The sequence below is a fragment of the Chryseobacterium sp. DT-167 genome (assembly GCF_058310155.1).
On sequence record NZ_JBZEEQ010000064.1, the window covers coordinates 1 to 682 of the forward strand.

1 protein-coding gene is annotated in these 682 nt (G+C 70.4%); it reads left to right on the plus strand.

Features of this window, described 5'->3' with window-relative positions; all coding sequences use genetic code 11:
- The coding region (locus tag AC4FQ5_RS19755; RefSeq protein ID WP_491146284.1) for a hypothetical protein at positions 1-564 on the plus strand (564 nt) is incomplete at its 5' end.
- Positions 565-682: the final 118 nt, after the last annotated feature.

The following is a 682-nucleotide window of genomic DNA, read 5'->3' on the forward strand; positions in this document are numbered from 1 at the left end:
GCCTCGGGGTGGTCTTCGGACGTCGCGTGGTCGCTGCTGTCCTCGGTGAACGGGGGGCAGCCGGCGCAGCGGTGGCCGCAACAGCCTCACCCGGGCCCGGCGACACCGCAGCCTCCACTGCTCCAGCCCGTCGGGGCTTCGCCGCGCCCGCCGCTCACTCGCGGTTCGACCGCGTGGCGATTCGCGCTCGTGAGCGTCATCGCCGGCGCGGCCTTCGTCGTCGTGACGATCGTGATGTTCCTCTCGATCTTCACGGCGCCCGGCGGCCCACGCGGAGTGCTCGCGCAGTACATGGACGGCGGGCTCCCCATCGCTCTCTACTTCGCGATAACGGTGCCACTCTGGGTGGTGTCGCTCGTCACCCTGATCCTGGCGCGCGTCCGATGGCGCGCAGAGCTGGGCAACGTCCGGCCGCGCAGCAGCCTCGCGGCGTGGGCGTGGTTCTTCGTGATCGGCAACCCGATCATCGCCGCGTTCACGGCTGCGCTCACGTTCCTCGTCGGGCTCGCCCTCGGCATCATGTGCGGCGAGGCCGTGAGCGAGTCGTGCGGCACGGGCCTGTGACGGTACGGCCGGTGTTCGCGTGAGTGCGAGTGCGTTCTCCATCGGCTCGATGGTGCGGTTCCACGAGATCGTCTCGCCGCTTCCGCCTATCGAGGCTCAGAACGCCCTCCTCTCCGCG